23 protein-coding genes and 5 pseudogenes are annotated in these 25,194 nt (G+C 62.8%); 16 read left to right on the top strand and 12 right to left on the bottom strand.

Annotated features, from left to right (window positions below):
- Positions 1-342: 342 nt before the first annotated feature.
- The 6 genes and pseudogenes from IVA82_RS01810 to IVA82_RS01785 all read left to right on the top strand — a co-directional run bounded on the left by IVA82_RS01810 (position 343) and on the right by IVA82_RS01785 (position 4,666).
- Positions 343-1,377, top strand: a complete 1,035-nt coding sequence (locus IVA82_RS01810) for a glutamine synthetase beta-grasp domain-containing protein (protein ID WP_148740899.1) — start codon at positions 343-345, stop codon at positions 1,375-1,377.
- A gap of 196 nt (positions 1,378-1,573) precedes the next feature.
- On the top strand, positions 1,574-2,275 hold the full coding sequence (locus tag IVA82_RS01805) for a GrlR family regulatory protein (RefSeq protein WP_247384643.1): 702 nt from the start codon (positions 1,574-1,576) through the stop codon (positions 2,273-2,275).
- Between the two features lie 55 nt (positions 2,276-2,330).
- A pseudogene (locus IVA82_RS01800) lies at positions 2,331-2,606 on the top strand (substrate-binding domain-containing protein); the annotation flags it as partial.
- Positions 2,607-2,638: 32 nt separating this feature from the next.
- A complete protein-coding gene (locus IVA82_RS01795; protein WP_247384642.1) occupies positions 2,639-3,466 on the top strand; it encodes a tetratricopeptide repeat protein in 828 nt (275 codons plus the stop codon).
- 74 nt (positions 3,467-3,540) lie between these two features.
- Positions 3,541-3,690: a hypothetical protein gene (locus IVA82_RS01790; protein ID WP_247384640.1), complete on the top strand. Its 150-nt coding sequence runs from the start codon at positions 3,541-3,543 to the stop codon at positions 3,688-3,690.
- Positions 3,691-3,958: 268 nt separating this feature from the next.
- Entirely contained in the window at positions 3,959-4,666 is a 708-nt protein-coding gene (locus IVA82_RS01785) for a hypothetical protein (protein WP_247384638.1), read from the top strand.
- A 221-nt stretch (positions 4,667-4,887) separates the two neighbouring features.
- Here IVA82_RS01785 and IVA82_RS01780 read toward each other — a convergent pair whose 3' ends face one another.
- Positions 4,888-5,049 carry a LuxR C-terminal-related transcriptional regulator gene (locus tag IVA82_RS01780; RefSeq protein ID WP_247384655.1) on the bottom strand — a complete coding sequence of 54 codons (162 nt, stop codon included), beginning with the start codon at positions 5,047-5,049 and terminating at the stop codon, positions 4,888-4,890.
- A 7-nt stretch (positions 5,050-5,056) separates the two neighbouring features.
- Positions 5,057-5,428 carry a hypothetical protein gene (locus IVA82_RS01775; protein ID WP_247384658.1) on the bottom strand — a complete coding sequence of 124 codons (372 nt, stop codon included), beginning with the start codon at positions 5,426-5,428 and terminating at the stop codon, positions 5,057-5,059.
- Here IVA82_RS01775 and IVA82_RS01770 point away from each other — a divergent pair.
- Positions 5,357-5,649, top strand: a pseudogene (locus IVA82_RS01770) (autotransporter outer membrane beta-barrel domain-containing protein); the annotation flags it as partial. The gene IVA82_RS01775 and the pseudogene IVA82_RS01770 overlap by 72 nt on opposite strands.
- Before the next feature lie 222 nt (positions 5,650-5,871).
- On the opposite strand, the gene IVA82_RS01765 reads toward IVA82_RS01770, so the two are convergent.
- Positions 5,872-6,198: a nuclear transport factor 2 family protein gene (locus IVA82_RS01765; RefSeq protein ID WP_346658725.1), complete on the bottom strand. Its 327-nt coding sequence runs from the start codon at positions 6,196-6,198 to the stop codon at positions 5,872-5,874.
- 146 nt (positions 6,199-6,344) lie between these two features.
- On the opposite strand from IVA82_RS01765, the gene IVA82_RS01760 reads away from it, so the two are divergent.
- On the top strand, positions 6,345-8,792 hold the full coding sequence (locus IVA82_RS01760; protein ID WP_247384633.1) for a response regulator transcription factor: 2,448 nt from the start codon (positions 6,345-6,347) through the stop codon (positions 8,790-8,792).
- An 83-nt stretch (positions 8,793-8,875) separates the two neighbouring features.
- Positions 8,876-9,664: a hypothetical protein gene (locus IVA82_RS01755; RefSeq protein ID WP_247384631.1), complete on the top strand. Its 789-nt coding sequence runs from the start codon at positions 8,876-8,878 to the stop codon at positions 9,662-9,664.
- Positions 9,665-9,872: 208 nt separating this feature from the next.
- Here the strand turns inward: IVA82_RS01755 and IVA82_RS01750 are convergent.
- Positions 9,873-10,149: pseudogene (locus IVA82_RS01750) on the bottom strand (Isoquinoline 1-oxidoreductase subunit); the annotation flags it as partial.
- 299 nt (positions 10,150-10,448) lie between these two features.
- On the opposite strand from IVA82_RS01750, the gene IVA82_RS48860 reads away from it, so the two are divergent.
- Complete coding sequence (locus IVA82_RS48860) at positions 10,449-10,928, top strand: tail fiber domain-containing protein (protein WP_346658724.1); 480 nt, start codon at positions 10,449-10,451, stop codon at positions 10,926-10,928.
- A 657-nt stretch (positions 10,929-11,585) separates the two neighbouring features.
- Here IVA82_RS48860 and IVA82_RS01740 read toward each other — a convergent pair.
- Positions 11,586-11,657 (bottom strand): annotated as a pseudogene (locus tag IVA82_RS01740) (Isoquinoline 1-oxidoreductase subunit); the annotation flags it as partial.
- 127 nt (positions 11,658-11,784) lie between these two features.
- Here IVA82_RS01740 and IVA82_RS01735 point away from each other — a divergent pair.
- From IVA82_RS01735 to IVA82_RS01725, 3 genes are all read left to right on the top strand, one after another.
- On the top strand, positions 11,785-12,243 hold the full coding sequence (locus IVA82_RS01735) for a DUF3237 family protein (protein ID WP_247384627.1): 459 nt from the start codon (positions 11,785-11,787) through the stop codon (positions 12,241-12,243).
- A 63-nt stretch (positions 12,244-12,306) separates the two neighbouring features.
- Complete coding sequence (locus tag IVA82_RS01730; protein WP_247384625.1) at positions 12,307-12,543, top strand: hypothetical protein; 237 nt, start codon at positions 12,307-12,309, stop codon at positions 12,541-12,543.
- Positions 12,544-12,684: 141 nt separating this feature from the next.
- Positions 12,685-13,566 carry a methyltransferase domain-containing protein gene (locus tag IVA82_RS01725; protein WP_346658723.1) on the top strand — a complete coding sequence of 294 codons (882 nt, stop codon included), beginning with the start codon at positions 12,685-12,687 and terminating at the stop codon, positions 13,564-13,566.
- 89 nt (positions 13,567-13,655) lie between these two features.
- Here IVA82_RS01725 and IVA82_RS01720 read toward each other — a convergent pair whose 3' ends face one another.
- From IVA82_RS01720 to IVA82_RS01705, 4 genes are all read right to left on the bottom strand, one after another.
- Complete coding sequence (locus tag IVA82_RS01720; RefSeq protein ID WP_247384621.1) at positions 13,656-14,273, bottom strand: Isoquinoline 1-oxidoreductase subunit; 618 nt, start codon at positions 14,271-14,273, stop codon at positions 13,656-13,658.
- Between the two features lie 23 nt (positions 14,274-14,296).
- Positions 14,297-14,821 (bottom strand): (2Fe-2S)-binding protein, encoded by a 525-nt coding sequence (locus tag IVA82_RS01715; RefSeq protein ID WP_247384620.1) that lies wholly within the window; start codon positions 14,819-14,821, stop codon positions 14,297-14,299.
- Positions 14,818-17,589, bottom strand: coding sequence for a molybdopterin cofactor-binding domain-containing protein (locus IVA82_RS01710; RefSeq protein ID WP_247384618.1), 2,772 nt, complete (start codon positions 17,587-17,589; stop codon positions 14,818-14,820). The genes IVA82_RS01715 and IVA82_RS01710 overlap by 4 nt, the downstream gene beginning before the upstream one ends.
- Before the next feature lie 182 nt (positions 17,590-17,771).
- Positions 17,772-18,863 carry a hypothetical protein gene (locus tag IVA82_RS01705; protein ID WP_247384616.1) on the bottom strand — a complete coding sequence of 364 codons (1,092 nt, stop codon included), beginning with the start codon at positions 18,861-18,863 and terminating at the stop codon, positions 17,772-17,774.
- 188 nt (positions 18,864-19,051) lie between these two features.
- Here IVA82_RS01705 and IVA82_RS01700 point away from each other — a divergent pair, with 188 nt between their 5' ends.
- Positions 19,052-20,674, top strand: a complete 1,623-nt coding sequence (locus tag IVA82_RS01700; protein WP_247384613.1) for an ABC-F family ATP-binding cassette domain-containing protein — start codon at positions 19,052-19,054, stop codon at positions 20,672-20,674.
- A 69-nt stretch (positions 20,675-20,743) separates the two neighbouring features.
- Positions 20,744-21,619: an MBL fold metallo-hydrolase gene (locus tag IVA82_RS01695; protein ID WP_247384612.1), complete on the top strand. Its 876-nt coding sequence runs from the start codon at positions 20,744-20,746 to the stop codon at positions 21,617-21,619.
- 21 nt (positions 21,620-21,640) lie between these two features.
- Here IVA82_RS01695 and IVA82_RS01690 read toward each other — a convergent pair whose 3' ends face one another.
- The 3 genes from IVA82_RS01690 to IVA82_RS01680 form a co-directional block, all read right to left on the bottom strand.
- The gene (locus IVA82_RS01690; RefSeq protein WP_346659660.1) at positions 21,641-22,717 is read right to left on the bottom strand and encodes a type II asparaginase; all 1,077 of its coding nucleotides are present in this window, start codon (positions 22,715-22,717) and stop codon (positions 21,641-21,643) included.
- A 147-nt stretch (positions 22,718-22,864) separates the two neighbouring features.
- Positions 22,865-23,113: a hypothetical protein gene (locus IVA82_RS01685; protein ID WP_148740881.1), complete on the bottom strand. Its 249-nt coding sequence runs from the start codon at positions 23,111-23,113 to the stop codon at positions 22,865-22,867.
- 114 nt (positions 23,114-23,227) lie between these two features.
- Positions 23,228-24,190, bottom strand: coding sequence for an alpha/beta hydrolase (locus tag IVA82_RS01680; protein ID WP_247384611.1), 963 nt, complete (start codon positions 24,188-24,190; stop codon positions 23,228-23,230).
- Between the two features lie 371 nt (positions 24,191-24,561).
- Here IVA82_RS01680 and IVA82_RS01675 point away from each other — a divergent pair.
- Positions 24,562-25,194, top strand: a pseudogene (locus tag IVA82_RS01675) (hypothetical protein); the annotation flags it as partial.

Below are 25,194 nucleotides of genomic sequence, written 5' to 3'. Positions count from 1 at the left end.
CCATTGCGAAGGTTGCGAGCCCGGGCGACAGACTTGGCGAATATTGCCGGACGTTGATGCGCGTTTAGTCGGCAACTCCAGGCTAGGACTCACCTGCACCAGAATCGGGCGTTTTCCGCGGAGTTTTTGCGGTGCAGCTTCACGGAATGGTGCGCGGCTATGACGCATGCCGCTGCCGAACATATTCCCCTCCGCCGGCCATGACCGGGGCGGTGGAAAACCCTCCCGCGCTGCGGCGTTTTGGCACGTAAAATGCTTGTAAAGGGGCGGCCGATGGTGGCCGGGTACAAACGTGCGGGGACTAGCCGCCCCGAGCTTTCGCATCATCTACAGAGAGGCTCAATGACCAAGTATAAGCTCGAGTACATCTGGCTCGACGGATATACGCCGACTCCGAACTTGCGCGGCAAAACACAGATCAAGGAATTCGCGTCGTTCCCGACGCTCGAGCAGCTTCCGCTCTGGGGCTTCGATGGCTCCTCCACCCAGCAGGCCGAAGGCCACAGCTCCGATTGCGTGCTAAAGCCGGTCGCGGTGTTCCCGGACGGCGCCCGCACCAACGGCGTGCTCGTGATGTGCGAAGTCATGATGCCTGATGGCAAGACGCCGCATTCGACCAACAAGCGCGCCACCATCCTCGACGACGAGGGCGCGTGGTTCGGCTTCGAGCAGGAATATTTCTTCTACAAGGACGGCCGTCCGCTCGGCTTCCCGGCCTCCGGTTATCCGGCGCCGCAGGGCCCGTACTACACCGGCGTCGGTTATTCGAACGTCGGCGATATCGCCCGCAAGATGGTGGAAGAGCATCTCGACCTGTGCCTCGCTGCCGGCATCAATCATGAAGGCATCAACGCGGAAGTCGCGAAGGGCCAGTGGGAATTCCAGATCTTCGGCAAGGGCTCCAAGAAGGCCGCTGACGAAATGTGGATGGCCCGCTACCTGATGCTGCGCCTGACCGAGAAGTACGGCGTCGACATCGAGTTCCACTGCAAGCCGCTCGGCGACACCGACTGGAACGGCTCGGGCATGCACGCCAACTTCTCGACCGAGTATATGCGCACGGTCGGCGGCAAGGAGTATTTCGAGGCGCTGATGGCTGCCTTCGACAAGAACCTGATGGACCACATCGCCGTCTACGGCCCGGACAACGACAAGCGTCTGACCGGCAAGCACGAGACTGCGCCCTGGAACAAGTTCAGCTATGGCGTTGCCGATCGCGGTGCCTCGATCCGCGTTCCGCACTCCTTCGTCAACAACGGCTACAAGGGCTATCTGGAAGACCGCCGGCCGAACTCGCAGGGCGACCCATACCAGATCGCTTCGCAGATCCTGAAGACGATCGCGTCCGTGCCGGCCGACAAGAAGGCCGCCGCCTAAGATCCTCCCGGTCCGGGCTGGGGGGCTGGCCCGGGTTGGCTCTCGATCCGCCGGAGTCGCAAGACTCCGGCGGATTTTTTGCATCTTGATGACGGCCGTTTGTGTGGTCCGCGGGACTGGATTGCGCGAAACTTGTCCATCGCGGCCGAAAGCGGGATAGACTGCGCCCGGATGCGCGTAAGGCCGGGGACGGCTGGTGTTTGAAGGCTTCTACAAGGTGAGATTTCAGCTCGGCGACGCGGTCGGCCGGAGCGTGATGCATGCCGGCAATGGCAAGATGCTCGGCGGCAATTCGGCCTTCGCCCATATCGGCAGCTACGAGAAGACCGACGACGGCGTCGACATCGTGATCAAGACGGTCCGCCATAATCCCGATCCGAACTATCGCGCCATGGCCGGCACCGATGATGCGACCTTGATCGCAAAGGGCCGGGCGGACGGCGATCTCTACCGCTTCAAGGGAGAGCTGAAGGAGCTGCCCGGCGTTCCCTTCCAGTCGGTGATGACTCCGATCACGGAGGACGAGGTGCCGATCGCCGGCGGTATCGGTAAGGGCAGCATCGCCGATGGCCTCTATTCGATCCATCTGCGCATGCTGGACGGCCTCGACGGCGGCCTCACCGGGGTGATGCTGCTGAACCGGGGTCGCATTCTCGGTGGAGATGCATCGTTCTACTATCTCGGCAGCTACACAGCAGCGAACGGACGCTGGAAGGGCCAGATTCTCAATCAGGAGCACACGCCGGCCAAGGACGATCCGGTCTTCGGTGGCCACGAGGTCGGCATCGGCTTCTCCGGCACCTATGACGAGGTCCAGGCCGTGCTGGAGGCAACGGCGCTTGCCGGCAGGCGCAGCCTGCGCCTGACTGCGGCGCTCAAGCCGATACACCGCGCCTGATCGCTACGTTGGGATCACACGTGGAAGATCACACATGGAGAACGTCGCTCGCATGCTCTCGACCAAAGCCACCATTGTCGAGCAGGGCTTTACCGCCGAACGTCTCGTCAGCGGCGAGGCGGATCTTGCCGTGCAGCAGATCAGCGAGCTGAAGCAGGTCGACGGCATCGAGGTGATCGGGGCGATCCCGCATGACCTGCAGGGTCCGGCCGTGTTCTCCGCCGGCCGCATGGCGGACGCGAAACACGCTGCGGCCGCCGACCGCTTGCTGCGCTTTCTGGCATCGCCCGAGGTCGCGCCCGTGCTGCGGCAATCGGGACTCGAGCCTTGAATTCGCCGGGACGGCGACGCAATTTGAGGTCCATGCGAACCACTCTCTGTGCCATCCTCGTCACGCTCGCCCTCTTCACCCTTGCCGCGCCGTTGTCGGCGCATGCGCAATCGGCCGACCTCGTGCTGTGCGACCGGGTGGCCGGCGATCCCAGCGATCCCGACAAGCCGGCCGATGTGAGGGGCGTGACGGAGCTCGCAGCCTCCGACATCGCCACCGCGATCAAGTTCTGCAAGCAGGCCGCGCCGTCGTCGCGCCGCGCGATGTTCGCGCTCGGGCGCGCCTATGCGGCCAACCGGCAGACGGCGGACGCGATCGCCGCCTGGCGCAAGGCGGCTGACAAGGGCTCGAGTGCAGCGATGGTCGAACTCGGCGTGCTCTACGGCACCGGTTCGGGCGTCGCGAAGGACGAGGCGCAAGCACGAAGACTGTTCGAGAAGGCGGCGCAGGCCGGCAATCCCCGCGGCGTCAGCAATCTTGCGGCGCTCGGCGGTGCCGGCGGCGCCGATCCTGCACAAGCCCGCGCGCTGCTGGGCAAGGCCGCCGAAACCAATGCGGAGGCGCAGTACCAGCTCGGCCTCATGCTCTCCGACGGCACCGGCGGCGCCAAGGACGACGTCGCGGCGCGCGCGCTGTTCGAGAAGGCCGCGGCGCAAAACCATCCCGGCGCGCTGGAGCGGATGGGCGCCTTCGCGCAGGAAGGCCGCGGCGGGGCCAAGGACAAGGACGCCGCGAAGGCCTACTACGAGCGCGCCGCAGCTCTCGGCGACGATGACGCCAAGAAGGCGCTGGAGCGGCTGCGCTGTCCCTATGCGATCAAGGACAAGCAGGGCAAGCTCGTCACCACGCTGTGCTTCTAGCCGGCCGCCAGGCCGTGATGGAACAGACCTCGCGCGAAGATGGTTGATTCCGAAAGCACGGCAGGAGCGCAACCATGATCCGCAAACTGGCATCCGGCGAATACCGCCTTTACTCACGCAAGATGAATCCCAAGACCGGCAAGCGCCGCAACCTCGGCACCTTCAAGAGCCGCTCGGCGGCCGAGAAGCACGAGCGCGAGGTGCAGTATTTCAAACGTCACTAGCACCTGATGAACGCCGTCCGGGACCGCGCAACAAAAATGCGAAAACAACCCCATGCACAGTAGCTAAGGCGCTGAAATAGCTGAGGTGTTGAAATCGCATCCTACGGATTTGGCGAAATTGTTGCTCCGTCGGGCAAAACAGGAGCATGATGGCACCATGGCGCGAAAGGTCCCGCCATCGGCTCCTGCGCGGAAAAGTCGGATGGCCTCCGTGCAGTAGCAGTGCTAGGTCACTCACGATTCCTTTTGATTTTGCAGGTTTATTGCGTTGCTGGACGGACTTTACAAAGTTGAATACGGCATCAACGGCGCCTTCGGCCGCAGCATCATGTGCATGCACAATGGCAGCATGCTGGGCGGCAATTCCGCTTTCGCGCATCTCGGGAGCTACGAGGTCAGGGACGGCGTGATCGAAGCGGAAGTCATCACCGAGCGGCACAACGACGATCCGCATTACAAGCCACTGATGGGAGCCGACGTCGCCTCGATCGGCGCGCGCGGCCGGCTGAACGGCAATCAGATCCGTCTCGAGGGCAGCGCCGACACGATGCCGGGCGGTCGCTTCTGGGCGAACCTCACGCGGCTCGACGATGACGGCGCGCTGCCGCCGCGCGGCACGATCGGAGCGGGCTGCATCGCCAACGGCCTCTACGGAATGAGCCTGCGCGCGCTCGATGGCGTCGATGCCGGGCTCTCCGGCGTGATGCTGCTGATGGACGGCCGCATCCTCGGCGGAGATGCGTTCTTCTACTATCTCGGCTCCTATTCCTCGGCGGACGGCCGCTGGAAGGGCGAGATGCTCAACCAGGAGCACACGCCGGCGAAAGGCGAGAACCCCGTGTTCGGCGGCTATGAGGTCGGGATCGGCTTCTCCGGAACTTGCACCGCCGATAGCGGCGAGCTCGAAGGCATCGCGCTCGCAGGCAAGCGCAGCCTGCGCTTGGCGGCCTCGCTCAAGCTGATGCGGCGGGCGTAGGACGTGTACACCGAGATGTGGGTAGAGCCGTTGGCCAGCTCGATCTGAACTCGGACGCACCTCGCCAATCGGCTGTGCGTCGCCTTGGAATACGCAACTCGGCGAAAGAGATTTTGCAGGCCCAGGCGCCGGATCGGCTCTAGATTTAGTCCCAGGCCGCCGCTCCTGAGACGGTCCAAAAACTTAGGGGTGTCTATTGGCAGCACTGCGGCTTCAACTCGTTATCGCAGCTTGCCGAGCCAAAGCCCGGCGAGCGCCGAGCGATTGCGCACGCCGAACTTGGCGTAGATCGACTTGACGTGGAAATGCGTGGTGTTCGGGCTTTGCTCGAGCTTCTCCGCGATCTGCCTTTCCGTGTCCCCGTCGAGCAGCCCGAGCAACACCCGGCGTTCAGCGGGTGTAAGGGGCGTGTTGGCGATGAGCAGACCGTGGCCGAGCAATTGTTGACGGCCATCTCAAGGCGCGCATCACGAAGCCCAGGCGCTGGCCGTCCTGCGCCGTAAAGCGGGGTGCCTGCGCATCGCGAAACACGAACAGGCGAATCCTCACGTCGTCATTGAGCGCAATGCGCACGGAAATGCTGTCGGCGAAGCCGACGTCCAGATAGTGCCGCCGATAGTGCTTGCCCTCGAACCATTCCGGCGGCAGCGCTTCGAACAGCAGGCGGACGCGGAACGGCTCATCGCCCGATTGCGCACCGACAAATCCTTTGCCATGCAGACTGCGATCCTGACATTGCGCGGCCGTGTCGCCTGGGCGCATGATTTCAACCCGACCGAGGCATCGGTGCGACGTTCCAGATGCTTCCGGGCGCGAGCTTCTTCGTCAACGGCGCGGCGCAAGCTGCCGACTCCGCGCTGGTCACCGCATCCGCCGAGACCAGGTGGATGAACGGCTGGTCAACCGCCGCGACGTTCGAAGGCGAGTTCTCCAACGTGACGCGCAGCTATGCCGGCAAGGGCGTGGTGCGATATGCGTGGTAGGCACCCGTCTTCACCCAGGCCTCGACCAGCGCCGACTTGCTCTTGCGTGCTCGGCACGATTGCGCGCAGCTTGCGGCTCAGCATTGCTCAAGCTGATGCGGCGGGGTTGGGTGTGTCCTGATAAATTCGTGGTGTCCGTTGTTGCGGGAGGCGGGCCTCATGCGTCGCACCCGGCAATGTCAGCAGGTGAGACCCATAGCAGGCGTGCATCACGCCGCGGGCCTAGTGCGAGGGACTGCAGTCTAGCTCCTTAATCCTCCCGGTGGCGTCAAACGCAAAAAGCGCACTCATGACACCAGTACTGGTGACGTAAGAGATAATGGTTCCGTCGTCGGAGTGATTGAGATCGTCCAACGTGCCTGCCGGATATTCTATGAGGCGATCGAGCCAATAGGCACGAAGTGCCTGGCGGCCAGTAACGGTTTTGACGCCGCCGCAGCCGCAGTGAACCACGGCATCTTCGGCATACATTTCCAGGATCGCTTCGATATCGCCCGCGCGGTAGGCATCGAGCCAATCAACCGCAACGGCCATCGGGTCAAAGGACATATTCACCATGCCATCCAAACCTGAGATTTAGGTCGGGTTAACCACGCTAAACCCCTTTCTCCAATCGATTAATTGTATTTTAATACCCCTCAACCGGCCGCGGCCATATGCCGAAGGACATAAATGGCCGGGCCGGGGCTGAGTCCATGTTAGACGTGTCTGCCAAGCAGGGCATACTCAAGCGCATCCGACTTGTGATCGTCGATCGACAACCGATCGTTCTACAGGGACTGAAGTCGGTACTCGGGACACAGCCGGACTTCGACGTTGTCGCATCGTCCAGCGATGGGACAAGCTGCCTCGAAGCAATTCGGAATTTGACACCCGACCTCGCGCTTATTGCCGACTCCCTGCCAGATCTGACGGTCTCCGAGATCCTCGCGATTGTGAAAGCTGAGAAGCTTTCCACGCGCCTGGTGTTCTTTACCGAGTCCGACGTCGACCGCGATCTGACTGCAGCTATCGCTGCCGGCGCCTGCAGCGCAATTTCGAAGTATGCCTCTCCCGCTACTATGCTGCGATCGCTGAGGCTGATGACGAAGAGCGGTGTGTTGCTGGAGCAGTCGGAGCAGTCCGATCTCTCGCCAACCGGCAAGGAAGCGGACGACGGCGGCAAAATTGAAAAGATGCTGGAGCTATTGACGCACCGGGAAGGTCAAATTGCACGACTCGTGTCGGAAGGAATGTCGAACAAGGAGATCGCAGGCCAGCTAAACCTTTCCCAAGGGACAGTCAAAGTCCACCTGCACAATATCTTCCAGAAGCTTGAGATCACCAACAGAACTGTGCTCGCGACCATCGCATTGTTGCAACGCCCCTCCGGCTTCGGCACGCTCTCGCTGGCCTTCCTGGCGTTCGCAATTGCGGACGAACTCAAGGCGTCGGAATCGAACGACATCTTTCCGGATGACAACAGCATCGGCCACGCGGGCGAGCACGCCGAGTATGAGCCCTGGAAAAAAGCTATTCTCCGGCACCTCACCGTCTGGGAATCCGGCGAGACGCCAACGCTCACCCAGAGAGACTTTTTCGCCAAGGCGAGCCAAATCACGAACTCGGCGGCGGCAATGGAAGCGCTGCGCGCGGCCGAGCAATCCGTAGGCTTGAAACCGTGGAAACACTACGGTCCTGTTGGATCGAGCGCACCCAATCTTCCTGCGCCTTTACTGCGAGGAACAAACGACACACAGATCGGAGATGACCCGGCCCCAGAACACCAATTCCCGCGGCTTACTTCCAATCCGATGTCGCTTCACGGAGGGTATGGCACCTTCGCCACTCTCGCTGGTGCGTTGATCTACGCACTGAACGACCCCCATCTCGCGGTGCAGTCGCATGACCAGGGTCAAGCGTCGATCGACAGCTTCCTGGCCGTCACCGGAGAGAATGCGACCACAAAACCTGACGCCAATCATGCAGACAATTCAGCCCCAGGTTTCCTTTCGCACGATTTCCGCCTGTCTTCCACCGTTGTGACCACTGGAAACGACAGCGTCGCTCAAGAAGGCGGTCGGGGCCAAATGGGCCCAGGCGATGCGGGTGACAACCTCCAAAAACCTCTTGGCGTATTGGACTTTGGTCACGATGCCAGTATTGGCGGATATAGCCGCGATCAACTGATAGGTGGCAACGTTGAAAACGTTGTTTATCGCTCCCCGATCGATTCCAAGTCTATCTCTTCCGACTCTGTCTTCGATTTCGCATCTGGGCCGAGCAGGATCAATCTTGCGGCTTTCGGAGCGCTTGCCTGGCTGCATATGACAGCGGCAAGCAAGTCTATACCGCCACATACACTCGCATGGGTCTACAACTCCGCAAGCAATCAAACGATCGTCTATGTGAATCCGACCGATCATATCCTTGATATCGGGGATCGCGCCCTGCTGGAAATCCACCTGCAGGGCATTGTAGCCATTACGGAGGCGGCTGTCGTCTCCGAGCCAGATGGCGGGGCTGTCGCCACCACCTTGGAGCAGCTCGAAGCAGCGCTGATATCGGCGACCGCAACCGATGAGACTGTTCTGAGTACGGACAAGATCCATGCCATTGTCGATACGAGCGAGAGCACAATTGGGACAGCTGGAGTTTGGACCGTTCTGGCCGACGACGGCTTGAGGTTCCAATTCGGGGAGACTCGGACCGGCTTGGGGGCGTCGACGAGGTTCAGAACCTTCGCGAGCGATTCGGCGGATGCGACGGAAGAGAGCGCTGATGCGTCTGGCTTGCCGGCTCACGTATCATCAATCGCGCTTGCTCATAGCGCGACGGTTCCGGCAGTTGAAAGTCTCACATCGAAGAGTGAGCCGATCAATGCGGACACCGGCGTTTTGTCGACCCAGCAGAACGAGATCGTCAACCCGGCGCCGCAACGGCCGCCAATGCGGACCGCGGTAACTCGCAGCACGCTTCGGAGCCAGGGTCTGCAAAGGCGGCCACAGAGATGGCCGAAGCGAAGTCCATACCGGGCAACGGCGTCGGCAATGACAACGAGCATCATTCCCGCGCTTCGGACGGTTCGCCAGGGTCAGCGAATACGGCAGAACCAGACGGCGTGGAACACAGCAACTCGGGGCACTCAAAAGCACTGGAAGTAGCCGAGAGCGTCGAAACGGCCAGCAAAGCGGACCGGGGTAACCAGCACGCTTCGGAGCCAGGGTCTGCAAAGGCGGCCACAGAGATGGCCGAAGCGAAGTCCATACCGGGCAACGGCGTCGGCAATGACAACGAGCATCATTCCCAGGCCTCGGACGGTTCGCCAGGGTCGGCGAAGACGGCAGAACCAGACGGCGCGGAACACAGCAACTCGGGGCACTCAACCTCTGCAAACGCACCGGAGGCAGCCGAGAGCGTCGAAACGGCCGGTAAAACGGACCGGGGTAACCAGCACGCTTCGGAGCCAGGATCTGCAAAGGCGGCAGCGGCGGAGCTGACTGAAGCTGGACCCATACCGGGCAACGGTGTCGGCAATGGCGCCGAGCATCGCGCCCCGGCTTCGGACGCTGCGAGCGCGTCAGCGGCAGTGAAGACGGCAGAACCAGCCGTCGCGGAGCACGGCAATTCGGGGCACGATTTGCCCTCAACCTCTGCAAATGCCACCGCAGCAGCCGACATTGTCGAACCGAGCGTCGCAAGCGGAGATAACGCTGGAGACGGAAACTCGCAGCGGGCTGCGCCATCTGCTGCAATCGCATTACAAGCCGCACAGCCGGCTAAAGCAGCGTCCGAAACTGGCGGCGCGAATCAAGAACTGGTGTTCCACTTCGATAGCGAGGCAACTCCTTCCGTCGCGGTCGAGCAGAAAAAGCACAATAATCCGCTCGATACGCACGTTCCGCCCGATCAGGACGCGGACCTCGATATCATCGTCAAAACACCCCCCAATGCACTGGACGAACACGCGGCCAACCACGGCAATAATGGTACGCATCATGCCATTGTAACTGCGCCTCATGACTGGCTGATCTGAAGTGTTGAATTGTCATTGACTGACATGAGAAGGCGCACGACAGCGAGGGCCAGATGTTGAGCAGGCCCCCGCGTGTGGGCCGCCCGATGCGGGCGCCCTTTGGAGTCCGCAGCCATCGCGGCCACCGCTTTTGGCCCGAAGCCGCTTCGTTAGGGCAGGCCGACCATGTCTGTTCGCGAGTGGAGGGCAGCTGTCGTGCAAATCGACTTTATGAGCACCCGCCGTAAGGCACGGGGCACGTCGTTTCCGTCTTCACCCAGGCGTCAACCAGCGCGCCGGCCTGCTCTTGCGTGTCCGGCACAGGCGCGCGGCCGAAGCCGGGCTTCCAGGCCCAGCCAACGAGGGTGTCCTTGCCGATGTGGTTGATCAGGTCTTCCGCCTTGCGCCCGCCATTGCGCGCGGGGTCTTTGATCTGCTCGCAGATCTCGCCGACGGTCTTGTCCTCCCCAGGCCATTTCGCGTGGGGCAAGATGCCAGTCGGGATGGAAGATTCCGATCGTTATCGAACGCGCTCGAGCTTCGCGGCCAAGCGCAATTGAAGGTGCGCCGCTTGAGGAGCCTCTTTCGCTTGCAATGCGGCACCCTCCAGTATTTTCTCTTAGCACAACCTGTCCGGGAGGGCAGCGACGATAGTTAGTCTGCATCTCTGTCACAATCTGGCGATGCGGGGATAGTCTGTGAATTGAGGCGCGGAAGGTATCGCCCCGGAGAACAATTGCTCGCCGGGCGAAAATCTGATCCTATTCTTTATTCTTTTGCGAGAAACAATTGAACGAAGGAGACAATGATGCGCTCGATCCTCCTCGCTGCGCTCGGCATTACCGCCTTCTCCGCAACCATGGCCATCGAGACACCCGAGGCAAATGCTGTTGTCTATTGTGCCGCTGGTGTTTACCGCGCAGGCTGCGTCGTCCGACCTGTTGTCGCGCCCGTCGTCGCACCAGTAGTCGGCGTGCGAGGTGTTGCACGGCGGACCACCCGGCGTGTCGTCCGGCGATCGGACATGATGCTCAAGCACGACATCTTCCTTATCGGTCACCTCGAAAACGGCCTCGGCTTCTATCGCTTCACCTACAACGGCGGCAACAAATCCCATGTCGGCGTGATGGCGCAGGAAGTGCAGACGATTATGCCCACCGCGGTGCTGCGCGGCAGCGACGGCTACCTGCGAGTTTCGTACGACATGCTCGGCGTGAAGTTCCAGACCTACGACCAATGGATTGCGTCGGGCGCTCATGTCCCGGCCGGCACACTAGTTGAGTAGTAGCGCGCCCGATGCCGCATCTGACGCGCAGCGGCCGTGAGGTGATCACGCGGGCGCCTTCGATGATCTGCTTGGCGCGACACTTGCGGCCAGCTCCGGGCTGGGCTCGGCGCCTCAACCTCGCTGCGCAGTCCAATAGCCTGAGCAACGTGCGCTTCCTGAATGGCCACTCCACCTCCCGCGGCCGGAATTACCAGAGAGCCGGCCCGAGCCGGACGCGAATTTGTCATGGACTGTCACCGACGCCCGAACTGCGCCCGAACGCGCCACATAGCCTCTGAACCTGACTAAGTTCGGATGTGTCACTATTCCGTTGGTGATGTTGACGGTGAAATTATAGGTCGGATCGCAAGCGCCTCTTTGCGTCACGAAAACGAGGTCCCAGGAGCCGTCGAATGCGGAGCGGGCTTGCGCGATGGAGAGGAGGGCGACCAGGCAGCCCATGGCCGCCACACACGTGAGAAGCTTCTTCATTGTTTTGCTCCAAGCGGTCCCCCACACATGGCGAGCGGAACTGGCGAGTTCAATGCGGCTCGCCGGGGCCGGAGCAGTGATATTCGCTTCGAATCTTGGCCATGGAAAAGCGGCTTCAAAGGACGTCGGTCCGAAACGCCATCTTCAAGGTCACGGCGCAAGACAGGCCGCCCCCGTCTTCACTTAGGCGTCAACCAGCGCGCCGGCTTGCTCCTGCGTGCCCGGCACGGGCGCGCGGCCGAAGCCGGGCTTCCAGAGCTGGCATGAGAGCGCTAACTGCGCCAGTTGCGAAAATAATTTCTTCCTGAACATGTCGTCTTGGCGGTCGCCCGTTCGACTGGATGTCGGCAATCCAGCCGAACGAACACCTGGGAGAAATACAATGACTCAGAATCCTGGAATGAGAGGCGAGAAGATATATGAATGCGATCTGGCTCTCACGGGCGTCACGGATTACGGCGTAAGCATGGATGATATCCTTACCGGCCAGAAAGCGGTCCCACTGCAAGGAGCCCGTTTCGATCTTCATATCGATGGCTCCTGTAAGGGCCGCCTTTCGGGGCGCCAGCACGGCATCGACTATCTGCGAATGCGCGCTGATGGTCGCATCGACCTTGACCTCCACGTGATCGTTGAGACCGACGATGGGCATCGCATTGCACTGTCGGGCGATGGCCAAGCCGCACCGCGAAGCGGCGAGCCGATGATCGATATCTTTGCAAACATCCGTCTCACCAGCGCCTCCCAAGAGTATGCATGGGTCAATGAGCGGCAGATTTGGAGCATAGGGACTGGAGACCTGGCTACCGGAAGGATTCGCGTCACAGCGTATATGCAATGATAGCGCCTGGGATTGCCGAAATCGGGCGCTGCCGCTGGCAGCCTGACGCTGGACGACATGGGAATGTCAGCTGCGGCCGAGGGGGCCGGCGTGACACTTGGGCGCTCACTTCTGGTCGCAGATGCGGTTTCGTCTGGACGCCTCATGTCCGCACTCGCCAATGACCCCACGGTCGAGTGCACGAAAATTCAGCTTGCCCAGTGGCCCGCCGACTTGATCGGCGATCGCAGCGTCGAATTGTTCGTGAATTGGCTCGCTGAGCAGGCCGAGGCGACCGTGAAGAATATTTCGGCTGCCTAATCGGCTTCTGGCCCGCATGCGGAGACAGGACCAGTCCTCGACTTGTCGGATCGCAGGGGGCAGAGCGGAAACGGTTCGCTTAGCGCGCGACAGACGCGATTCCCGAACCGGACATGGCAGACCTTCGCTGCCATTGTCACGATGGCGGGCGCATTCTTGCCTCCGTCAATTTTGCGGATCATGATCCGAGCCGATACGAAAACAAATTTGACGAGGCTGCTAGTGGCAAAGGAGCTCGCGTACCACGCCGAAGCCGCCGCTGAGTACGATGGCGCGTTTTCACATGTGTCACAGCACTTCTTACCATTCCTCCTGAGTGGGGCAGGTGTTGCGTCCGGCATGAAGGTCCTCGACGTCGCAACGGGTACGGGACTGGCAGCTGCCGAAGCCTTGCTCGTAGTCGGGCCAACGGGGCACGTTGTCGCAGCCGATGTCTCGCAAGCCATGGTCGGACAGGCACGGCAGCGGCTGAGCGCAGCGGCAAATGCCAGCTTTGCGGTGGAGGACGGCCAATCTCTCTCGTTTGCCGATGGCAGCTTCGATGCCTTGATGTGCAGCCTCGGGCTAATGTTCTTCCCTGATCCCGCGCGCGGATTGTCAGAGTTCTTGCGTATCCTTCGCCCGGGCGGACGCGCGGCCGCTTCAGTTCTCACGGTGCCCGAACGGTCCTACAACGGCCGAATCAACGCCGTCATGGCTAAGCATTTGCCGGCGATCAGGGAGGCAACGGCCAGGACCTTTTCATTGGGTGACGCGCCTCGTCTGCGACAGTCGCTCGACAAGGCCGGATTCCAAGATATCGAAATAACGAGGCATGCGCATCGATTCAAAATGCCTTCTTTCAATGCCTACTTTGGCCCATTTGAGCGCGGCGGCGGCTCGACCGGACAAGCCTATCTGACGCTCCCTCAATCGATGCGTGATAAAGTTCGTGAGGAAATGCAACGCAGTCTCGGAGATACGGGCGGGCCCGTAGAAATCGAAGTTGAGTTTCAGTTCGCAAGCGGCCAACGTGGCAAATGAAGATGGTCGGCTTGCTAAGGCAGGCCGCGCCATGTCTGCTCGCGAGTGTAGAGCAGCCATCCATCCAAATCGAATTTATGAGCACCCGCTCACGGCGCCGGGCACGCAGCCCCGGTCTTCACCCAGGCTTCAACCAGCGCGCCGGCTTGCTCCTGCGTGCCCGGCACGGGTGCGCGGCCGAAGCCGGGCTTCCAGGCCCAGCCGACGAGGGTGTCCTTGCCGATATGGTCGATCAGGTCCTCCGCTTTGCGCCCGCCATTGCGTGCGGGGTCTTTGATCTGCGCGCAGATCTCGCCGACGGACTTACCCTCCCAGGCCATGTCGTGTGGGGCAAGGTGCCAGTCGGGATGGCCGGGCATGCGCCCGGGCTCGAAATTGGCCTTCTGGTGGCAGGTGTTGCAGCGCATCGCCTCGAGCCCATGGCCGTCGGCGCCGCGCGTGACCGGCGGCTGATGGAGGCGGGCATTGTCGCCCTGGTGCGGCCTGTCACCGGCCGGATGACAGTTGGTGCAGCGCGGATGCGTCAGGACTTTTCCAAGCTCGGTGAAGATCGCCGCCGAGCGCTTCTCGGTCTCGCCAATGTTCGCAAAACTCTCGGGCGAAGCCAGCGCAGGGGTCGTCGTCTCCGAGGCCGCGTAGGCCGCGCACAGGCTGCTCGCGAGCGCCGCGATCACGGCAATTGTCTTGAATGGTCCGTCGGAGATCATGGCTCGTGTGCCCCCAGGCATGCTTACTTGGTGGCGATGAGATACCGGGTTGAATCGGCGAGGATCACGTCGCGCACCGCCTCGTGATATTTGATGTAGCCGGTGCAGCGGCAGAGATGACCGTCGAGCGCATCCGCGATGGTCTGCTCCAGCGCCTCGCGCGGCACGGGGTTGCGCGACAGACGTTCGAGCAGCACCTGACCTTCGTTGAGGAAGCCGGCGGTGCAGTAGCCGCATTGGAAGGCGAAGTGCTCGATGAAGGCCTTTTGCAGCACCGAGAGCTCGCCGTCTTTTGCATGCCCCTCGACGGTGCGGATCGACTTGCCGTGAAAGTCCACGGCGGGCGCGACGCAGGTCGGGCTGGTGTAGCTGGTGCCGTCGGGCACGTCGACGATGATGGCGCAACTTAGGCATTGCGCGGCGCCGCAGCCGAACTTGGTGCCGGTCATTCCGAGCTTTTCGCGCAGAAAATCGTTCATCGAGAGGTCGTCGCGGACGTCCATCGGACCGTGCTTGCGGCCGTTGATGGTGAGGCTGAGGGTCGTCACGCGAGCACTCCCTTCAGGAGGTTTGATGTGACCGGCAGCGCGCGGAAGCGATGACCGGTGGCATCGAAGATGGCGTTGATCAACGCGGGAACGATCGGGACCATCACGACTTCAGCCATGCCCTTGGGTGGCTCGTCCGGCGTCAGCGGCTTCAGCATCTCGATCTCGAGATCGCGCAACGGCAGATCCGAGCCGCGTGCGACCAGGTAGCGCCCGAGATTCCATTCGCCGTTGCCCGGTCCGCCTTCGAACGGCGGCAGCGTTTCCAAAAGCGCGTAGCCGACGCCCATGGCGAAGCCGCCTTGGGACTGGCCCATCACCACCTCCGGCACCAGCGCGGTGCCGCATTCGAGCACGCTATAAGCCTTGGCGATGCGCAATGTGCCCGTGGCGCGCTCGATCTCGACGCGGACCAGCGCGCCGCACATGGAGGTGTAGGCGGTGCCGATCCGGTTGTTGTCGGTCGGGGGAAACTTGACGCTGCTGCGGTTGATCCGTTCGAACCTGCCGTTGCCGCGGCGGATCGCAAGCGCGTCGATCTCGGCGCGGTATTGCTCGCCGAATAGCGGAAAACGTGCGCGCGACCAGGCCCAGCGCGAAAAGCTGTGGGCGATCGCACCGGTGACGAAGCCGCGCGCATGGGCCGTTGCCGCGAGCACGGGAAGTGCCAGCGGCTCGAGACCGGGCATCACGAGCTGGCCGTTTTGCCAGGTCGCGCTCGCCGATTGCTTCGCGCGTGGGTCTGTCTTCTCGATGCGCCACAATTCCAGCGCCGCGGGCCACAGGCCGAAGCGGAAGATGATTCGGGCGGCCTCCGCGGAGGAGTGGGTGCCGACATGGGCGCCGACCGAAGCTGATGTCGCCGAGCTGATCCTGGGCACCCAGAGCGGATTTCTCTGCGCCGCGTCCTGGGTCTTTTGATCGATCGTGTAGGGATCGCCTGAGGTGACGAGACCAAGGATTTCATAGCCATCGACCCGGGCAATCGAGACGTCGTCGGCGATGGCGCCGAGATGGGCCCCGACGCGGTTGGCGAGCGCCGTGCCGATGCCGTTGCCCATCTCGACATGATCGCAGAAGATGGCGATCCTGCCGTCGGGTCCGAGCTCGACGCGGCCGAGCGAGCAGTCCGCGCCGGCGCCGTAGTCCTTGGTCACGCAGGCAACGCCGGTGCCGACTAGGCGGTCCGAGGAGGCTTGCTTGAACTGCGCGCGCTGCTGCCAGATCGGATGCTTTTCCAGTCTGTCGAGGATTTCGGGCGTGCGCACCGAGACGATGTAGGGATTGCCGGTCATCGTCCGGCCGTTCTGCTGGAGTGCATTGCGCCTGCGGAATTCGATCGGATCAAGCTTGAGCTCGCCCGCCGCCTCGTCGATCAGCGTTTCGATCGCGGTCAGCGTCTGCAGCGCGCCGTAGCCGCGCATCGAGCCCGCGGTCACGCCGCGCGAATGCAGCGCGACCGTGGTGACGTCGACCTTCGGGATGTCGTAGATGCCGATCGCCGCCGTGGCGGCGACGGTCGCAACGTTGGCGGAGAAATTGGCCTGGCCGCCGCCATCGAGCACGTGGTCGGCAGCGAAGGCCTTGATGATGCCGGTGGCACGGTCGATGCCGATGCGCGAGCGCATCTTGATCGGGTGGCGCTTGATGCCGCCCTGGAATTGCTGGTAGCGGTCATGGGCAAGCCGCACCGGTTTTCCGGGAAAGCAGATCGCCGCCAGCGCCACGTAAAGGATGAACGGCGTGTGATCGCGGCCGCCGAAGCCGCCGCCGACATGGGCGAACTGCGCGTTGATGTGGGTGGGCTTGTAGGGCGCAGCGGCCTTGGCCAACAGAAACGCGAGCGAATCCGCCGCCTCGTAGGGCGACTGCACACCGAGCACCAGCTCGAGATTGCCGCCCGTGCCGGAGTACCAGGCGAGCCCGCATTCGGGCTCCAGGAACATCGGATCGACCGACTGCGTCTCGAACTCGCGGTCGAGCACCAGCAGCGAGGAATTGTCCGCGGCAAGCTCGGCGCGGATCTGCTCGCCATATTTCGCGGCCCTGGCGTAGTCGGCCGGAATTTCCTTCGCGAGCGGCGACCACACCGGAAGTGCTGCGTTCTGCAGCTTCCTGGGCGAGACCCAGCCGGCCTGGAGCGGCGAATAGACGTCCGGCTTCTCGGGGGAGGGACCTGCCACGCGCGTGAAGCGATAGGAGCCGTAGTCGGGCGCCATCACTGGTCCGGTCTCCTCGCCGAATTTGACGAAGGTGCCGTCGCGCAAGGCAAGGCGGGCCTGGTCGAAGCTATCGAACGTCTCGAAGATCAGGAGCGCCACCGGCTGTCCCAGATAGAGCGGCGTCTTGCCGGGCGGGCAGAACAGGTCGCCGGCATAGAACTCCGGCGCCTGCGTGCCGATACGGTCGAGATCGGCCGCGGTGACGACGACCGAGGGCTTCAGCGCGCCTTTGAGGCGGGCCAGGTCCATGCCGGTGTAGACATGCGTGGCGTCATTGGCGCGCACCAGGATCGCGTGCGAGGTGGTCTGTGGCCAGCCCGGCAGATCATTGGCGCGGAAGTCGGACGCGTAAAGCTTTGCGCCGGTCACCTTGGCTACGCCGTCAACGCGGCCGGCGCCCTTTGTTGCGGGATTGTACTTGCCGCGTCCGGGCAGCGTCTCATGGGCCGCGAAGGGAGCTCCCGCCGCCGAAGCAAGATGCGACAGGCTGACCGAAATGCCGCCTGCCGTCATCCACTTCACGAACGCGCGTCGCGAAGGCCGCATGAGCTGATCCTTGTGCAAGATTTTGGGGGCGCCGCGATGCTGACGGCATCGAGGCCCGGACGATACGCGGCAACGCTAGCGTGAAGCTGTCATGATTCGTCATCCGACGATAGAAAGGCCTTACCAACTCGTGAACGCGGCCGCGGTGATGCAGCCGCTCTCGTGTCCCTGTCATCCGGACGCTATTTGAGATCGGCGATCGTGGCAGGACCAGATCCCGGCGTAATCAACGTCGGCCATTGCTTGGAACCGAACGGAACCAGCGGCGGCAGGAACGGCGTCATGCCGCGCTTGGCCGTCTCCGCGATGATGGCGGCGCGCGCGTCGCCTCCCATCAACTCGTAGTCCATCAGGTGATAATTGCCGAAGAACAGCGCGCCGACCGAGCGATCGGCGATGATGCGCGTCAGCGATTCCAGCATGTCGGTCGGAGTCGTGGTGAACGAAACCGTTTCGATCAGCAGCAGGCGCGAATTGATGGCATCGGGGCCGAAGAATTGCGCGAGCACGCTGAAGATGACGTTGTTCTGCCGCGCCACGTAGATCGTGTTGCTGGCGGCATAGGTCTTCTCCCAGTCCGGGCCGAGCTGCGTCTTCCAATCCGCCAGCACGCCCATCCAGTGCGCGACCTGGGTCTGGGCCGCCCAAGCGACGTTCTTTGCGAGGAAGGGCGCCTGCTTCTTGCCGAAGGCCTCGAGCCTTGCGAAGGGGACGACGCCGCCGGCGATGCATTCGTCCATGAAGGCCAGGTTGTTTTGCAGGATGGTACGATTGTTGTCGCGCCAATCGGCCTGCATCGGCGTTGCGTCGAGGGCCTCGAGCGCCGACTGCATCCGGCTGCGATAGGCCATCATCGAGCCGCGCCACGATTTGTTGTCGGGATTGTCGAGATAGGGGCCGACGACCTCGGCCAGCGCCATGGTGCTATGGCCGACCGACTTCAGCAGCTGGTACACGACCGGCACCTGGGGCGCGTCGAGCGGCGGCTGGCCCGGCCGGTACAGGATCAGACGTCCGCCGGCGCCGGAGAACAGGCCGAGGATCACCGGGTGCTTTTCGAGAATGTTCTTCTGGAACACCTTTGCAGCATCGCCATAGAGCTCGAACATGCCGGTGTTCAGCGCGAGCACATCCTTCGTTGCGATGTCGGCAGGCGCGGCCGTGCTCTTGCCGGAGATGGGCGCCATGTAGTCGGGAAGCGTCTGGGCCGCGGCAACGCCGCCACAGGCCAGCAGCATCGTGGCGGCCGCCGCAAGGCGAAATCGATGTTTCATGGGGGTTCCTCGGATGTTTCCAGGAGGCGTTGTATCGGCGCGTGCCGGCTCGGCGGGCGTGCAGGTATTTCTGGCGCAAAATTGCTAACGATTTGGCCGAGCTGACCAAACCCGGGCCCGGCCGGGCTTCCCCTGGCCGTCCGCATGGCCTATTACGCCGCAACGCAAAAATTCCCCGAAAAGACCCCATGATCCGCCTCGACAACGTCAGCAAGCAAGCCGGCCACCAGATCCTGTTCATCGAAGCTTCGGCCGCCCTCAACAAGGGCGAGAAGATCGGCCTTGTCGGCCCAAACGGCGCCGGCAAGACCACGCTATTCCGGATGATTGCCGGCGAGGAACTGCCCGACGAAGGGCAGGTCTCGACCGATCGCGGCATCACCATCGGCTATTTCAACCAGGATGTCGGCGAGATGAGCGGCCGCAGCGCCGTGGCCGAGGTCATGGACGGCGCGGGGCCAGTCAGCACGGTGGCGGCCGAGCTGCGCGAGCTCGAGACCGCGATGGCCGATCCCGACCGAGCCGACGAGATGGACGAGATCATCGCGCGCTATGGCGAGGTGCAGCACGCCTTCGAGGAGCTCGACGGCTATGCGCTCGACGGCCGGGCGCGCGAGGCGCTGTCCGGCCTCGGTTTCAGCCAGGAGATGATGGACAGCGATGTCGGCAAGCTCTCCGGCGGCTGGAAGATGCGCGTGGCGCTGGCGCGCATTCTGCTGATGCGGCCCGACGTCATGCTGCTCGACGAGCCGAGCAACCATCTCGATCTGGAAAGCCTGATCTGGCTGGAAAAATTCCTGCACGACTACGAAGGCACGCTGCTGATGACCTCGCATGATCGCGAGTTCATCAACCGCGTGATCTCCAAGGTGGTCGAAATCGATTCCGGCTCGCTCACCACTTATACCGGCGATTACGAATTCTACGAGCAGCAGCGTGCGCTGAACGAGAAGCAGCAGCAGGCGCAGTTCGAGCGCCAGCAGGCGATGCTCGCCAAGGAAATCAAGTTCATCGAACGCTTCAAGGCGCGCGCCTCGCATGCCGCGCAAGTGCAGAGCCGGGTCAAGAAGCTCGACAAGATCGAGCGGGTCGAGCCGCCGCGCCGTCGCCAGACCGTTGCGTTCGACTTTCTCCCGGCGCCGCGCTCGGGCGAGGACGTGGTTGCCCTGAAGAAGGTCTTCAAGGGCTATGGAGCCAAGCGGATCTATGACGGGCTCGACTTCATGATCCGCCGCCGCGAGCGCTGGTGCGTGATGGGCGTCAACGGCGCCGGCAAGTCGACGCTGCTCAAGCTGGTCGCCGGCGCGAGCGAGCCCGATGAGGGCACAGTGGCGGTCGGCGGCAGCGTCAAGATGGGCTATTTCGCCCAGCACGCGATGGATTTGCTCGACGGCGAGCAGACGGTGTTTGAGTCACTCGAATACGCGTTTCCGACCGCGGGGCAGGGCTCTCTGCGCGCGCTTGCCGGCTGCTTCGGCTTCTCAGGCGACGACGTCGAGAAGCGCTGCCGCGTGCTCTCGGGCGGCGAGAAGGCGCGGCTGGTGATGGCCAAGATGCTGTTCGATCCGCCGAATTTCCTGGTGCTGGACGAGCCGACCAACCATCTCGACCTCGCCACCAAGGAGATGCTGATTACGGCGCTGTCGGATTTCGAGGGCACCATGCTGTTCGTCTCGCATGACCGGCATTTTCTCAGCGTCCTGTCGAACCGTGTGCTCGAGCTGACGCCGGAAGGCATCCACCAGTTTGGCGGCGGCTACACCGAATACGTCGCGCGCACGGGACAGGAAGCGCCGGGGTTGCGGAGCTAGCATTCCGCGTCGCCCTTGACGCGTTGACATCTGTCGCTACGCTTCCTCGAAAAAGGGAGCGAAACATCGATGAAGCAGCTCAGGATCGGCGACATCACCATCGATGCGGTGATCGAGCGGGAAGGGCCGTGGCGGCGGCCGCAGGATTTCTTCCCGGCCTATGACGAGGGTGTGTTCAAACGCCATCTGCCGACGATGGAGCCGGAGGTGTTCGACGCCGCCCGCGGCATGATCGTCATTACCTACCAAACCTTTGTGGTGCGCACGCCGCGCTACACCATCCTGGTCGACACCTGCACCGGCGAGGACAAGGGGCATCCGCCGCCATTCGATTTTCCCGGCAAGGAGCGCTGGCGCAACGAGTTGTTCGCGCTCGGGATCGGCTTCGAGCAGATCGACTACGTCTTCTGCACCCATCTGCACGTCGACCACACCGGCTGGAATACGAGCTTGCGCGACGGTCGTTGGGTGCCGACATTTCCGAACGCAAAATACGTCTTCCACAAAGGCGAGTACGCGGCTTGGGAAGCCGAGCACGCCAAGGGCAACAACCCGCCTGGCACCGTCTTTCGCGACAATTGCCTGCCGATCGTTGAGGCCGGGCAGGCGCTGCTGGTGGACGACGACTACGCGCTCGACGACACCGTCACGCTGACGCCGACGCCGGGGCATTCGCCCTGTCATTGCTGCGTGAATATTTTTTCGAAGGGGCAACGCGCGGTCGTCGCCGGCGACCTCATGCATCACCAGATCCAGTGCCGCGAGCCGGACTGGTCGGCGAGGCCGGATTGGGACTGCAAACAGTCGGCGGTGTCGCGGCGAAAGTTCTTTGCCTCTGTGGCCGACACCGACACGCTGATCCTGCCGATCCATTTTCCGGCGCCGACCGTCGGACTAATCAAGCCGCTCGGCGCCGCCTTTGACTACCGCTTCAAGCGGGACTAGGGCAATCTCGCTTCGGGCGATCTAATAAGTGTAGAACATCCGCTGGATCTCCTTGGTGTCGGTCGTCCTGGTCAGCGCCAGCATCAGCAAAATGCGCGCCTTTTGAGGATTGAGCGTATCCGAGACGACGAAGTCGTGTTCGTCGTCCTTGGCCTCCCCATTGCGTGCGACTATGCCGTTCCCGACACGGCTGCTGCGAACGATCACGACATCCTTCTTGCGGGCCTCGTCGAGAGCCGGCTCAACCGCGGGCCGAGCCAAGCTGCCGTCACCCACGCCGGCATGCACGATCCCCTTGGCTCCGGCGGCAACAAAAGCGTCGATCGCCACCCGGTTCATGTTGGCGTAGCCGTAGACGATGTCGACTTGCGGCAGGGCATCGAGGTTAGAAACGTCAAATTCGGAGTCCGCCGTGTGCCGTCGCGTCGATTGACGATAGAAGTACGGTTTGTTGCCCTGTATGTAGCCGAGGAAGCCGAGTTCCGGCGTGCGGAAGGTGTCTGCCGTCGAGGTGTTGTTTTTGGTGACCTCGCGAGCCGCGTTGATCTGATCATTAAGGGCGACGAGCACGCCCTTGCCGACGGCCTCTTCACTGCCTGCCAGGATCACCGCATTGTAGAGGTTGATCGGCCCATCCGCGCTGATCGCTGTCGAGGGCCGCATCGCGCCGACGATGACGACAGGCTTCTTGCTCTTGACGACAAGGTCTAGAAAATAGCCGGTTTCCTCGATCGTGTCGGTCCCGTGCGTGATCACGATCCCGTCCACGTCGTCCTGCGCGAGAAGCGCGTTGACGCGCTTTGCAAGCTTGAGCCAGTAGTCATTGTTCATGTTCTCGCTGGCGATCTGAAAAACCTGCTCACCCTTTACGTTAGCCACCGTCTTCAGTTCGGGGACGGCGTTCAGGAGGGTCTCTATGCCCACCGTAGCTGCGGTGTAGCCGACCACGGTGGTGCTGCTCGCCCCGGTGCCGGCGATCGTGCCACCGGTTGCCAGAACCATGACGTTGGGCAGATCGGGACCCCTTGCGTTCGCGACGCCAAGACTGATGAGCAGCACGAAGAGCAAGCTCATTGTCGCCACGATCTGATTACGCACTCGAAGTTGCCACATCTTGACGTCCCTTTCCTGGAAAGCATGCGTTCCTTGCCGCAGGGAAACACACATGCGGATGCCCGGGACAAGCCCCGGGCATGACGACTGCGTTGAACAATCGTTCGCTGACGGGCCGTGAACGTGCAGCGATTACGCGCCCATCTCGCACTTCTTCATGAAGCTGTTTTTCGCGGCGCCGGCGAGCGGCTTGCCATCGGCGCTCACAGCCTTGGGCGCGCAGGCGTCTTCCTTGCACTTCTTCAGGAACGACGTCTTGGCGGCGCCGGCCAGCGGCTTGCCGTCCTTGCCGACCGCCTTGCTCGCGCAGGTGTCTTCGGCGAAGGCCGAGCCGGCCGCGAAAGTGGCGACGATCGCAGCGAGGAAAATCCGCTTCATCATGAGTGTCTCCCTAAACCAGAAATGGCATGCGGATTGGAGACGGGAATCGTGGCGCAATCAAGCACGATCGACGTCGGCCCCGACCGCCATCGCCGATTTTTGTTGGTCCGGACCTCAGATCCCTCGTGCGAGCAGCGTCTTGAAGTCGGCCCGCGCGCGCTGCGCCTCGGTCCGCGCGACATCGGAGGCGTCGCCAAGGCCGAAATAGCCATGGATCAGGCTGGCGCCCTCGTGGTGCTTCACTCGCACGCCGGCTGCTTCCAGCGCCCGCACGTAGGCGGCGCCTTCGTCGCGCAGCGGATCGAACCAGGCGGTGGTCACGATCGCGGGTGCGACGCCGGCGAGCGAGGGGGCGCGTAGCGGCGAGACGCGCCAGTCCTTCGCGTGGGTGGGATCGGCGAGATAGTGACCGGTGAACCATTCCATCACCGCGCGCGAGAGGAAATAGCCCTCGGCATTCTCTGCGCGCGAGGGATAGCGCGCATTCTCCCGTGCCTCGGCATATCCGCCGACGACATCGGTCACGGGATAGACCAGCAATTGCGCGGCGAGCTTGATGCCCGCATCGCGGCAGGCAATCGCGGTGGCCGCAGCGAGATTGCCGCCGGCGCTGTCACCGGCGACGCCGAGCCGCTTCGCCTCGCCGCCAAATTCCGCGACGCGGTTGAAGACGTCGCTGACCGCGGCAAAGGCATCCTCGAACGCGCCGGGAAAGCGCGTCTCCGGCGGTCGGCGGTAATCGACGGAAATGACCACTGCGCCGGTCTCGATCGCGAGCCATCGCGCCTGCCGGTCGTGGGTCTCGAGGTCGCCCGCAACCCAGCCGCCGCCGTGGAAGAACACCACGGTCGGCGCGGGATCGGTGCCGATCCTGTAGAGGCGCGCATCGAGCGGGGCGGCGCCGCCTTGGACCTTGATGTCCTGCACGGTATCGACGGGCGGCGGCGGTATGGCGGCACGCGAGGCAGCGAGTTCGCGCAAGGATTCGCGGGCACTCTGCGGCGTCATGACCGTGGGATCGCGCATTGGCAGCAGTGGGATGATCTGGGCGATGACGGGATCGAGCGGTGCAGCCATGGGAGGTCCTCGCAGGTGTGGCGGGTCCACGCCGGGGTTCTTGGTCTTGCTTGCGCGTTAGCATAGATTTTGACAGCCGCCTCGGCAACCGGGGCGGCCGGTCGTGTCAGTAGCGCGTGATCTGTCGCCTGTTTGTAGCTCGTGAAGTGTCGTGTTTTTGGTGCCCCGGAACAAAGGGGGCACGATGGGCACGGCATCCATTCACGAGGGTGTACGACGGATGCGGTTTTCGAGTTTATTGGATCGGACGGAGGCGAAAGAGCTGACGCAGGCTGCGGCCTCCGAGCTTCTCGGGATCAACGTGCGGACATTTCAACGTTGGGCGGGAACGCTTTGAAGCGGAGGGCGACGACGGGCTGGTCGACCTGCGTATGGGCCGACGATCGCCGCGACGGGCGCCGGAGGAAGAGCTGGAGCGGATGCTCGGGCTGTTCCGGGACAAGTACGCGGATTTCACGGTGAAGCACTTCCATGAACAGCTGCAAAAGCGGCATGGCTATGTGCTTGGCTACACGGTGACGAAGCTGGCCTTGCATGCGGCGGGCCTGGTGCGGAAGGCGCCGAAGCGTTCGGCGCACCGCAAGAAGCGTCCACGCCGGCCGCTTCCGGGGATGCTGCTGCACCAGGACGGATCGCGCCATCCCTGGATCGAAGGTCTGCCGGCGATGGACCTGATCGTCACGCTGGACGATGCGACGAGCGAGATCTACTCGATGCTGCTGGTCGAGGAAGAAGGGACGGCATCGACGTTCCAGGCCCTGGGCGAGGTGATCGGCGAGCATGGCCTGTTCTGCGCGCTCTACACCGATCGCGGCAGCCATTATTTCTACACCCCGAAGGCTGGCGAGAAGGTCTCGAAGACGCAACAAACCCAGGTGGGACGGGCCTTATCGCATCTCGGGATCGAGCATATCGCAGCGTATTCGCCGCAGGCGCGCGGGCGCTCCGAGCGAATGTTTGGCACGCTGCAGGGCCGGTTGCCGAAGGACCTGCGGCTCGCCGGG

This window comes from Bradyrhizobium sp. 142 (assembly GCF_023074015.1).
In the GTDB taxonomy this organism is placed as follows: domain Bacteria; phylum Pseudomonadota; class Alphaproteobacteria; order Rhizobiales; family Xanthobacteraceae; genus Bradyrhizobium.
This window is presented reverse-complemented; position numbering and strand designations above follow the sequence as displayed.

Bases quoted from the DNA above. Each gene is read 5' to 3' on its own strand.
- IVA82_RS01810 (WP_148740899.1), top strand. From the start codon at position 343: ATGACCAAGTATAAGCTCGAGTACATCTGGCTCGACGGATATACGCCG.
- IVA82_RS01795 (WP_247384642.1), top strand. From the start codon at position 2,639: ATGCGAACCACTCTCTGTGCCATCCTCGTCACGCTCGCCCTCTTCACC.
- IVA82_RS01790 (WP_247384640.1), top strand. From the start codon at position 3,541: ATGATCCGCAAACTGGCATCCGGCGAATACCGCCTTTACTCACGCAAG.
- IVA82_RS01775 (WP_247384658.1), bottom strand. From the start codon at position 5,428: ATGCGCCCAGGCGACACGGCCGCGCAATGTCAGGATCGCAGTCTGCAT.
- IVA82_RS01765 (WP_346658725.1), bottom strand. From the start codon at position 6,198: ATGTCCTTTGACCCGATGGCCGTTGCGGTTGATTGGCTCGATGCCTAC.
- IVA82_RS01760 (WP_247384633.1), top strand. From the start codon at position 6,345: ATGTTAGACGTGTCTGCCAAGCAGGGCATACTCAAGCGCATCCGACTT.
- IVA82_RS01755 (WP_247384631.1), top strand. From the start codon at position 8,876: ATGGCCGAAGCGAAGTCCATACCGGGCAACGGCGTCGGCAATGACAAC.
- IVA82_RS48860 (WP_346658724.1), top strand. From the start codon at position 10,449: ATGATGCGCTCGATCCTCCTCGCTGCGCTCGGCATTACCGCCTTCTCC.
- IVA82_RS01735 (WP_247384627.1), top strand. From the start codon at position 11,785: ATGACTCAGAATCCTGGAATGAGAGGCGAGAAGATATATGAATGCGAT.
- IVA82_RS01730 (WP_247384625.1), top strand. From the start codon at position 12,307: ATGTCAGCTGCGGCCGAGGGGGCCGGCGTGACACTTGGGCGCTCACTT.
- IVA82_RS01725 (WP_346658723.1), top strand. From the start codon at position 12,685: ATGGCGGGCGCATTCTTGCCTCCGTCAATTTTGCGGATCATGATCCGA.
- IVA82_RS01720 (WP_247384621.1), bottom strand. From the start codon at position 14,273: ATGATCTCCGACGGACCATTCAAGACAATTGCCGTGATCGCGGCGCTC.
- IVA82_RS01710 (WP_247384618.1), bottom strand. From the start codon at position 17,589: ATGCGGCCTTCGCGACGCGCGTTCGTGAAGTGGATGACGGCAGGCGGC.
- IVA82_RS01705 (WP_247384616.1), bottom strand. From the start codon at position 18,863: ATGAAACATCGATTTCGCCTTGCGGCGGCCGCCACGATGCTGCTGGCC.
- IVA82_RS01700 (WP_247384613.1), top strand. From the start codon at position 19,052: ATGATCCGCCTCGACAACGTCAGCAAGCAAGCCGGCCACCAGATCCTG.
- IVA82_RS01695 (WP_247384612.1), top strand. From the start codon at position 20,744: ATGAAGCAGCTCAGGATCGGCGACATCACCATCGATGCGGTGATCGAG.
- IVA82_RS01685 (WP_148740881.1), bottom strand. From the start codon at position 23,113: ATGATGAAGCGGATTTTCCTCGCTGCGATCGTCGCCACTTTCGCGGCC.
- IVA82_RS01680 (WP_247384611.1), bottom strand. From the start codon at position 24,190: ATGGCTGCACCGCTCGATCCCGTCATCGCCCAGATCATCCCACTGCTG.